Source organism: Paraburkholderia kirstenboschensis (assembly GCF_904848585.1).
Taxonomy (GTDB): domain Bacteria; phylum Pseudomonadota; class Gammaproteobacteria; order Burkholderiales; family Burkholderiaceae; genus Paraburkholderia; species Paraburkholderia kirstenboschensis.
Genome location: NZ_CAJHCR010000046.1, coordinates 1 through 9,679, shown reverse-complemented (window position 1 = coordinate 9,679; position 9,679 = coordinate 1). Strand labels below are relative to the sequence as shown.

General features: G+C 63.0%; 9 protein-coding genes and 3 pseudogenes. 7 read left to right on the top strand and 5 right to left on the bottom strand.

What is annotated here, in order from left to right; translation table 11 throughout:
- Positions 1 to 158 precede the first annotated feature (158 nt).
- The 5 genes and pseudogenes from JMY24_RS37620 to JMY24_RS39850 all read right to left on the bottom strand — a co-directional run.
- Positions 159 to 2,825, bottom strand: coding sequence for an ABC transporter permease (locus tag JMY24_RS37620; RefSeq protein WP_201704065.1), 2,667 nt, complete (start codon positions 2,823 to 2,825; stop codon positions 159 to 161).
- The gene (locus tag JMY24_RS37615) at positions 2,822 to 3,517 is read right to left on the bottom strand and encodes an ABC transporter ATP-binding protein (RefSeq protein WP_201704063.1); all 696 of its coding nucleotides are present in this window, start codon (positions 3,515 to 3,517) and stop codon (positions 2,822 to 2,824) included. The genes JMY24_RS37620 and JMY24_RS37615 overlap by 4 nt, the downstream gene beginning before the upstream one ends.
- Positions 3,510 to 4,223: an ABC transporter ATP-binding protein gene (locus JMY24_RS37610; protein ID WP_128598543.1), complete on the bottom strand. Its 714-nt coding sequence runs from the start codon at positions 4,221 to 4,223 to the stop codon at positions 3,510 to 3,512. The genes JMY24_RS37615 and JMY24_RS37610 overlap by 8 nt, the downstream gene beginning before the upstream one ends.
- On the bottom strand, positions 4,177 to 4,776 hold the full coding sequence (locus JMY24_RS37605; RefSeq protein WP_201704061.1) for a hypothetical protein: 600 nt from the start codon (positions 4,774 to 4,776) through the stop codon (positions 4,177 to 4,179). The genes JMY24_RS37610 and JMY24_RS37605 overlap by 47 nt, the downstream gene beginning before the upstream one ends.
- A gap of 739 nt (positions 4,777 to 5,515) precedes the next feature.
- Positions 5,516 to 5,836 (bottom strand): annotated as a pseudogene (locus tag JMY24_RS39850) (transposase); the annotation flags it as partial.
- 250 nt (positions 5,837 to 6,086) lie between these two features.
- Here JMY24_RS39850 and JMY24_RS37595 point away from each other — a divergent pair.
- The 7 genes and pseudogenes from JMY24_RS37595 to JMY24_RS37565 all read left to right on the top strand — a co-directional run.
- Complete coding sequence (locus JMY24_RS37595; RefSeq protein WP_128598544.1) at positions 6,087 to 6,422, top strand: PepSY domain-containing protein; 336 nt, start codon at positions 6,087 to 6,089, stop codon at positions 6,420 to 6,422.
- A 54-nt stretch (positions 6,423 to 6,476) separates the two neighbouring features.
- Positions 6,477 to 7,073, top strand: coding sequence for an undecaprenyl-diphosphatase (locus tag JMY24_RS37590; RefSeq protein WP_128598545.1), 597 nt, complete (start codon positions 6,477 to 6,479; stop codon positions 7,071 to 7,073).
- A gap of 76 nt (positions 7,074 to 7,149) precedes the next feature.
- A complete protein-coding gene (locus JMY24_RS37585) occupies positions 7,150 to 7,923 on the top strand; it encodes a COG4705 family protein (RefSeq protein ID WP_459564434.1) in 774 nt (257 codons plus the stop codon).
- Between the two features lie 28 nt (positions 7,924 to 7,951).
- Positions 7,952 to 8,404 (top strand): hypothetical protein, encoded by a 453-nt coding sequence (locus JMY24_RS37580; RefSeq protein ID WP_128598547.1) that lies wholly within the window; start codon positions 7,952 to 7,954, stop codon positions 8,402 to 8,404.
- An 11-nt stretch (positions 8,405 to 8,415) separates the two neighbouring features.
- Positions 8,416 to 8,805, top strand: a pseudogene (locus JMY24_RS37575) (COG4705 family protein); the annotation flags it as partial.
- A 22-nt stretch (positions 8,806 to 8,827) separates the two neighbouring features.
- Positions 8,828 to 9,493 carry a response regulator transcription factor gene (locus JMY24_RS37570; protein ID WP_201704059.1) on the top strand — a complete coding sequence of 222 codons (666 nt, stop codon included), beginning with the start codon at positions 8,828 to 8,830 and terminating at the stop codon, positions 9,491 to 9,493.
- Positions 9,469 to 9,679 (top strand): annotated as a pseudogene (locus JMY24_RS37565) (two-component sensor histidine kinase); the annotation flags it as partial. The gene JMY24_RS37570 and the pseudogene JMY24_RS37565, both read left to right, overlap by 25 nt.

Sequence of the window (9,679 nt, the reverse complement as noted above, 5' to 3'; positions counted from 1 at the left end):
CGTCGGCGCTGCGCTCGCTTTTGATACCTCTTGCCGAGTCGACCAATTGTTTTGGGGGAGAACGTGCTTTCCCTCTCTCGTGTCAAACGCTACAAGGCAACGCGGATCGAGGCGGCGCCGTGCAGGCGTGAGCCGTCGAGCATGCATGCTCGCTGGTGTCACAGTTCACGCATGCGCTCGACAGCAGACTCGCGCGTCTCGCGAAAAGCGGCGATCACCGCAATCACCACCGACAGCGCCGCCACGTCGGCGAGGAAAGCCAGAAAGACCCAAGGCACAGTGAGGCGCTCGGGTGGAGGATCGAACACACCGGTCAGCAGCTTGACCAGCATCCACGCCAATGCAAAGCCCGTCAGCGTTCCGATGGCCGCCCCGCCTAGCAGGAGCACGAGCGCCTCGCTCCACAAGAATGCACCAAGCTGACGCGGCGTGGCGCCGAGCGCGGTCAGAATCGCAAACGTGCGCCGCCGATCGAAGAAACCCAGCGCAATCATGAGTCCGGTTGAGCCGGCGACCATCAACGCTGCGGCCCCGAGTTCGAGTTGCGTGAGCCCGCGCAAATCGACGGCCGTCAGGCTCGAATTGATCACGCGCTGCGCCTGCCCGATGTCGGTGACCTTGATCGCGCCAAACGGCGCAACCGTGGCGCGCGCGGCCACGGCCACCTGTTCAGGCGGCGCCGCTGTCTTCAGCAACACGATTTCCGCCGCGCTCGTGCCGGTTTGCCGCGCGATGTAGCCGGCATTCGCGACGAGGAATGAGTCGCGCGGCGCGGTCGGGAATTCGCGCACGACGCCAACAAAACGAAACGGCACCACATGATATTGATGGTCGCTTGCGTTCTGAAGGCGAAGGTTGATCTCGTCGCCCGGGTGTAGTTGATAGTCCTTTACGGTCTCTTCGGATACGAGGATGCCGTTCGGATATTGCGCGAGCAAGTCGAGCGATCTTTGCGCATTGCCGCCTTCGAAATAGGCGTCGGCCATGCGCGTCGCTTGTCCGATGTGGCGGGCGTCGATGCCATACAGGTCTTGCAGGTCCGTGCCCACGTAGGCGAAACGGTGCTGCATCTGCTGCGCGGCGCTGACTCCGGGCAACGCAGCAAGTTCGGCGAATCTGGCTGACGCGGGCGCCTGCGAAGTCCCGGTCGCCGTCACGTCTGCGCCGTTTGTGAGTTCCGCGTCCACGAGCGCCTGCGCATTGTAGGTTGCGTTGAACACGGCCGTGGACGTCGCGAACGCGAACGCCAACGCGATAAGCGCGATGCCCTGCGTCATTCGATTGCGCTGCCGGCTCATCGCCGCCGCGGCCACGCCGGCAAGCGAATGCGCAAGCGGACGAAGCCAGATGGCGAGCGCGCCGCGCCCGCGCCGCAATCCCGCGAGACCGAGCCTGATGGTCAGCAGGCCGCATCCGGCCCAGGCCAGGACGGGCGCGAGGAAGGCGACGTAATCGATCGACGATGACGGCGTGCCCTCGGGAGCCAGCACGACCTGATACCCGGTGCTCCAGGTCCGCCAGAAGATGATGGCCGACAGTGCGAGCAGGAAGAGATCGAGGTAGACCCGTTGCCAAAGGCGCGGACGCGCGGAACCCGTCATCCGGCGGGCGCTCGTGACCGACGTCGTGCTTGCACCGATCCATGCTGCCACGAGAATCGCCGCGTTCGCCAGCACGACGCCCGCTATGGCCGCGCAGGCGACCCAGCCCATCGGCGAAGCCCCAAAATAGCCGGCGCCGAGAAACAGACGCGACAACAACGCGGCAAGGATCAACCCAACAAGCGTACCGCCGACGCCAACGCACATCGCTTCGACCGCCGCCAGCTTCATGATCTGGGCGCGCGATGCGCCACGGATTCGCAAGAGTGCCTGATCTCGGCGTCGCCGTCCGGAACCTGCAGCAACGACTCCGATCGTCAGGAACGCGGCGAGAAGCGCGCCGGGTGCGCCCAGAAACAGAAACAGCACCTTTGCGTAAAGCGCGTCGCTGCGCACACCGTCGAGCCGCGCGGCAAGGTTGTCGGCAACGAGCGCATTGCCCGCAATGCGCGTCTCGAGGTTCCTTGCAGCGCCCTGCACCTGAGCAAAGGCGGCTTCGGGATCGCCCGGCAAACCGTCATGCGCGAGTCCGACGTGAAGCTGGATGCGCGACCGACGCGCTCCGGCTGCCGCCTCTGCGCCGAACAGGCGTTGCCACGCGTCCATCGGAAGCAGAAGCACATTGTCCGGAGGCGCTTGCGGCGCTGCGACAGGCGCGACGCCGATCGCCTGAAACATCGCATCGGCGTTCGGCAAATCGACGATGCCGGCAATCCGCACATTGGCCGCAGCCACGCCCGGACCATGAATACTTACCGTATCGCCGATGGTCACATGCAGGTTCGCGGCGGTCTGCTGAGCAATCAGAGCACCATCCGGATTACCCAGCAGCAGCCGGAATTGAGCGGGAAAGTCCTGGAAGTACGTGCTTTCAAGACCGAGCACTTTGCCCTGTCCGGTCGTCTGTACGGTTTCTCCTGTCGTCGCTTCGAAGCCGTCGACATCGGCATAACCGACAGCTTGCTGTTTCGTGACGCGCGCGGCCTTTGCGACGGCTGCTGCCGCTTCGTGGACCGAAAGCGCGCCCATCGTCGCCGGTCCTGGTTGCACCTGCCAGTCGACGGGCAGGCTCGCGCTCGCCCGCTGTGTCATCGAAGCGGTGCTTTGCGCGATGAAAGCGCCAAGCGATGCGACCAGCGCGACCGTCACCGCGACGCCAGCCGTCATGCCCGCGAGCCGGCCTCCGCGGTGCCTTACAAGTCCGATAAGCCAAAGGCCAATCATGGCTGTCTCGCTGTCGGCCCGGCTTCGGTGAGCACGCCACGCTCCATGCGCCAGAGCGTGTTCATCCGTGCTGAAACAGCCGGATCATGAGTGGCGATGACGAGCGCCGTCGGCGTGTTGGCAAGATGCGCGATGAGTGCATCGAGCAAGGCCTGCCCGGTGGCCTGATCGAGCTGGCCCGTGGGCTCGTCGGCGAGAATGACCAGCGGTCGTCCGACCGTAGCGCGCGCCATCGCCACGCGCTGCATTTGCCCGCCCGAGAGTTCCTCTGGCAATTTCTGCGCAAGCGCCTCGAGACCGAACCTGGCAAGCGCAGCGGCCACAGCGCGTTTGGCACCGCTCGCGCGGTCAGCGGGATCGGCCGCATCGGCTATCAGGAGCGGCAACGCAACGTTTTCGCTCACCGTCAAAGGCTCCAGCAGGCTCGGCGTCTGGAACACGAGCGAGATCCTTGCGGGCAGCAGCGTGTCGCGCGCACCGAGCGCAGGCCAATCGATCACGCCGCTCGTCGGCGTATCGAGCGCTGCCATCAGGTGCAGCAAGGTCGTCTTGCCACTCCCCGAACGGCCCGCCAGCGCGATGCGGTCTCCTCGATTGAGGACGAAGCTGGCCGCGGCGAGCGCCACGACTTGCCTCTCGCCATGCCGATAGGTGCGGCTGAGCGATCGCGCTTCGATCAGCACGTCACGCATCGTCGAGCCTCCCATCGTGGATGAGGAGCACGCGGTCAGCGCGCGCAGCCAGAGCCTCGCTGTGCGTCGCGATCAGCGCCATGTCACCGTTACCGTGGCATCGCTCGACCAGATGACTCACGATCACGGTTTCGGTTGCGGCATCGACTTCGGCGGTGGGCTCGTCCGCAAGGAGCATCTTATGCTCGGCCGAGAGCGCCACCGCGAGCCCGGCACGCGCCGCTTCGCCGCCGGACAACTGCGACGGATACGCGCGGCGTCGCGCGGCCAGGTCGGTCACATCAAGCAGTGCGTCAAGTTTGTCGCGATCATTCTTGCCAGCGAGCGACATCTGCAGCGTCATGTTGCCCTCGACGGTGAGGTGCTCGAACAGGTTGGCCGACTGCATCAGCAAGCCGATGTGGCGCGCCCGTAAGGCCGCACGCACCGCTTCGGGCCGGCGCGACAGGCGTTGGCCCATCACATCGACATGGCCGCCGTCCGGTTCCTCCAGTCCCGCAAGACACGCGAGGAGCGTTGACTTGCCGCTGCCGGAGGGTCCCAGCAACGCGACGAATTCGCCTGCGCACAGTTGCAGTGAGACGCCCCTGAGCGCGGCGGTCTCGTCGTCTCCGCTGTGGTAGAAGCGGTAGAGTTCGAACGCTTCGAGCCGAGGTAAATCAGCGCCATTGGAACGAATTGGCCATGAGGTTCCATTGGTCGACATTGTCGGCTCCAAGCGGTGCGGAGAGGTCGAGCGTAGCGAGTGTGCCGCCTCGATAGATTAAATACCGGCGATTCTCAAGACGAAGTTGCTTGTTCGTGACCGGGTTCGGTTCGGAATTCGACGTGTAGGTAATCAGCACGGCTGCCCCACTGCGCAGCCATACGTTTTTGATGGCACCGATCCTGATCGCACGACCGGTCCTTGCGAGTTCGGCGGCTTCGCGCGCAGTAACGGACGATACCGTCGGCGCGCTCGCGGCAGGTGCAATACTGATCTCGACGACGTTGTACTTATCGGCAAAGCGCGTCCCGTCGCGGCGTTCCGTGCGCGCCCAACCTTCGGGCACTTTGAGGGAAAAGCCTGCCGGAGACTGGTAGGTTACGAAGACCTGCGTGTCAGGAATGTCGCCCGGCGGATTCTTTTCAGGCGTGGCAGCCTGCCCGGTTGTCGCCAAGATGCTTTCGGCCGCTTGCAGCGTGCAGGGCGAGGCGGCGAACGCCAGCACAATGGCCGAACTCCGCAGTAAGCGCTGACAGGTCAGATGCGGTATCACGATCCCTCCGTGCTTCACATCCGTGCAGGGCGACTCGTCGTGAAGGAACCACTCGTTCGCATGCACCGAGTTACCTATACCATGGTCCGCGAACCTTAGGAAACACTTAGCAAGCTCCTCCGCGTCCGTTGCACGTGTCGAACCGGTAACTCGATCTATACCGACTTTCTCTTTGTTGTGAAGCGCGTCGCGTCGCTTTCCGTGTCGCTACTCGCAAAACAAGCTGTCGAGACCGCATGATTCAATGTCCGCGTGTCCGACTCCCGCTAAGCCGCCTGACCAACAAGTGCTGTGGTAGTTGGATGACTGCGGAAGACCCGCCGCCTGACTCCACAAGATGAATGACCGTGGACTCTGATACTGTTTGCAAGGACTTCCCCCGAAAGTCAAGATCGGGGTGAGCTTGGTTAGCGCCGGCAAATGCGCGGCGTCGATGTTGCGGGTGGTCCAGTTGGTGGCCGGCCATATCGGCTCCCTGTTGTCAGGTGAGGCTTGCGCGTCGAAGCAAGACCAGGAACAGACTGCGTCTTTGCAAACGGCCTTGTTGCCCGGAACGTGCCGGGCGGGCCACGATATGAGCCGCACACGAGAACCCTATTTGAAAACCGGCGAACAGGCGCGCAGTGATACGCCGCGTGCGATGATGACTCGCCAACAGAATCGTCGGTTTCTTCTCCCGTTCGGTCCGACCTCGTCTTGCTATCGCGTCGAGCAGTAGGTGAATCTCAGGCTAACCGGGTCATGCTGTAGCGGGTGATAACGGCGGATGCGTGGGATGGCGTTGCCACGCATCGGCGTCGTAGTGTTCGTTCTTTGCGAGCATCGCCCACAACATCCGGGCATGCTTGTTGGCAATCGCAATCAGCGTCTTGTGATAGCCCTTGCGTTCGTGGAGCTGTCTGATCCACCGTTGTAGCAGGCTTGCGTGCGTGGGATCCGCACGCAACGCCGACTGCAACGTACTTCGGGCGCCCTGAACAAGCAGCGTGCGCAGATAGACGTTGCCGCGCAGGCTGATCTGTCCCAGCCGGGTCTCACCGCCGGAGCTGTGCTGCCGTGGGTGTATGGGACGGCTGTCGGACTAGTGACAGCCCCATGATTGTTTATACGGCAGCCGTCCCTATGGCCCGAGTACTGATTGAGCGGAAGGACGATCTATCTTGGGGTCGTCTGAGAATGGAAAATATTGCACGCGAGGCCGTTACCTGCCGTCTTCGGCGATAACGGCCACGGCCTCGCTCAGTAGCAGCTAAGTCTGCTTGCGTAGCTTCTCCATCGTGCAAATCCCTGCACTCTTTTGAAGAAACATCATGTACCGCTACACCAAACTTTCCCTGCTTGCCATCGCCATGGTCACGACTGGCGCTGTCGCCTACGCCGCCAAAGGCGGCATGGAGAACGACGCCCTGGCGATCAGCAAAGCAAAGATTCCGCTCACCCAGGCTGTGACCGTTGCCGAACAGCACGCCAATGGCAAGGCGTCACGCGCCGAGTACGAGAACTCGAAACAAGGTTGGGTCTACGACGTGGAAGTCGTCAGCGGCGCCAAGGTCTTCGACGTGCGGGTTGATCCTGACAAGGGCACGGTCATCTCGTCTGCCGAGGACAAGGGGGATCACGATGACGACAACGACAAGCAAGACTGACACCGCCAGTGTGGCCGGATGACGCGTGACGCGGTGGTCTGGCCCGGAGACCTCATGGAACATCTCAATCAAACACTCTTTCTATGGCTCAACGCGCCTGAATACCCGAATGCCCTCGTGTTGACGCTGACCACTTTCCTTGCGGAATGGCTTATCTGGATCATTCCTGCCCTGATCGGTATCGGCTGGTTGCGCGGCAACGAGGGGACTCGGAAAACGATGCTCATTGCCACGGCCTCGGGTCTGATGGGGTTGCTCATCAACCAACTCATCGGCCTGGCCTGGTCGCATCCCCGGCCTTTCATGATCGGGCTGGGTCATACTCTCATTCCGCACGTCGCTGATTCATCATTCCCAAGCGATCATCTGACGCTGTGGTGGTCGGTTACCCTTAGCTTCCTGCTTCAGCAAAAGCTGCAGCGCGCAGGCGTCGCATTGGCCTTGTTGGGCGCACCCATCGCCTGGGCGCGCATATACCTGGGGGTTCACTTCCCGCTCGACATGCTCGGAGCCATCGCTGTCGCTGCGCTCAGTGCCTGGCTGACGTTGCGCGCCGCAGACTGGTACCTCGAGCCGAGCTATCAGCTTGCCTTTGGCATCCATCGCAGGCTTTTCGGCAGGCTGATCACGCTGGGATGGGTGCGCGACTGAACCAATGGCTCGGCTAAGCCAGTCTGGTCAGACTGATTACAAGACCTCACATCGGCAGGAGAACACATTGAACAAAATGCCCACGGCCAGCTTCACAGGCTGGCTCAACAAAGTCCCGGAAGTCGCGCTGTCGTTCTGGATCATCAAAATCATGTCCACCACGGTGGGCGAGACGGGAGCCGATTTCCTGGCGGTCAACGCGGGCTTGGGCCAGGGCGTGACACGCACGGTCATGGCCGCCTTGCTGGCGGCAGCCCTACTTATGCAGTTGCGCACCAGCCGCTACACCCCCTGGATTTACTGGCTGACGGTGGTGTTGGTCAGCGTGGTGGGCACCCAGATCACCGACTTGCTGACCGATGGCCTGGGCGTCAGCCTGTACATCAGCACCTCGGCGTTCGCGGTGGCGCTCGCCGCGATCTTCTTTGTCTGGTATCGGGTCGAGCGCACCTTGTCCATCCATGACATCGTGACGCGCAGTCGAGAGCTGTTCTATTGGGCTGCCATCCTCTGCACCTTCGCGCTGGGCACCGCTGCTGGCGACCTGGCCACCGAGGCATTGGGCCTAGGCTTTACGTGGGGCGCGGTGGCGTTCGGTGCGCTGATCGGCATTACCTACGCCGCCTGGCGCATGGGTGGCAATGCGGGACTGACCTTCTGGATCGGCTACATCCTCACTCGTCCGTTTGGGGCCGCGCTCGGCGATCTGCTGACGCAAGCCAACGCGTACGGTGGCCTTGGCATGGGCGCCATGTGGACCAGTGCCTTGTTCCTTTCGGTGATCGTCATGCTCGTGGCCGTTGCACAGAGCGGCATGAACGGAAGCCGCTCTGCGCAAGCCGCCGAGTAAACCCCCTTTCTACTCTCAAGGAAAAATCATGCCCATGCAGCACTCGATCGCTCGTCCTGTGACCGCCGTGTTGGCAGGCCTGCTTCTGGCCCTGGCGGCCGGTTGTTCCAGGCCAGCCGATCAGAGCAACGCGAGCACAGCACCTACCACACCGGCCCAGACTGCCTCGGCACCGCAGGGCAAAGCCGCCTCCAGACTGGGCGACCTGTCGGCGTTCCGCAGCATCGCCGCGGATGCGGCCACCATTGTGGACAAGGGCGATCTGCCCGCAGCCAGGATCCGCATCAAGGACCTGGAAGTCTCGTGGGATTCGGCCGAGGCAGGTTTAAAACCACGGGCAGCCGAAGACTGGCATGTGCTCGACAAGGCCATCGACAAGGCGTTGGCCGCCCTGCGTGCCGACTTGCCGAACCAGGCGGATTGCAAGGCAGCCATGGCGAACCTGCTGAAAGTCTTCGACACGCTGCAAGGCAAGGCCTGATTGGGGAGTGGTCCGAGTCGGTGAGTACCGTCAGTTCGCCCACGGCGGAATCCGTCTACTGGCTTACGATCATGTTCTCCCAGACCTTGGGTACGGCGTGGGTGACGGGACGGCCGACACGGCGGGCCTGGGTTACACACAGGCGCTGCCATCGTGTTCGGAGGGCTGCTCGCCTGGTCGTGGCAGCCTGCTACTGGACCGGCGTGTTCCGCACTCTGCTGCTCTGGGCGGCGTTCATCCTGCCCCGCCCGCAGGGTGCCGTGGTCGATGATTTTCTGGACAAGCCGCTGAGCGCGGGCGGTCTGGCCTTCAGCCGCTATTCGGCATCGGCCGCGCTGCTCGCTTTCATGCTGACGGCTATCCTGCTGTTCAGGCAGCAGGCGGCCAGGACGGCACATTGAACAACGATTGAGAGGAGGGCGGATGCGGGTATTGCTGGTCGAAGATGATCCTATGATCGGTGAAGCCATTCAGGGCGCATTGAAGGACGTGTCCTATGCGGCTGACTGGGTGAAGGACGGGCAGACGGCGCTCGCGACACTGGGGTGCCAGCACTACGACCTGGTGCTGCTCGACCTGGGCTTGCCCGGCAAGGATGGGCTAGAGGTGCTGGCCAGCATCCGTGGCAAGGACAACCCGATTCCCCTCATCATCATCACGGCGCGCGATGGCCTGGATGACCGCCTGCGCGGCCTGGACGGTGGGGCCGACGACTATGTGCTCAAGCCCTTTCAGATGGCGGAGCTGCTGGCCCGGATGCGCGCCGTCCTGCGGCGCAAAGGCGGCACCGCAGTGCCCGTTCTCAGCAACGGCGTGGTATCGCTCGACCCGGCCACGAAGGAAGCCAGCGTCAACGGTGGCCCCTCGGCGCAACTGTCCAACCGTGAGTTCTCGCTGCTGCAAGCCTTGCTGGTTCGGCCCGGGGCTATTCTCTCGCGCAGCGAGCTGGAGGATCGCATCTACGGCTGGGGGGAAGAGGTCGAAAGCAATGCCGTCGAGTTTCTGATCCATGCGCTGCGGCGCAAGCTCGGGAGCGAGATCATCAAGAACGTAAGGGGAGTCGGATGGATGGTCTCAAAAGGCGCTTGAACGAATCGGTTCGGATCAAGCTGTCCTTCACCCTGTCGCTGGCCATCCTCGTGGTGGCCATTGTGGCCGGCGTCTTCTCGTTCCTGTCGGCTTTTGACGAGGCCCACGAGCTACAGGATGACGTCCTGCGCCAGGTGGCGCAGCTCATGGACCGGCAGCGTCTCTCACCGGCCTCTCCAACCACAG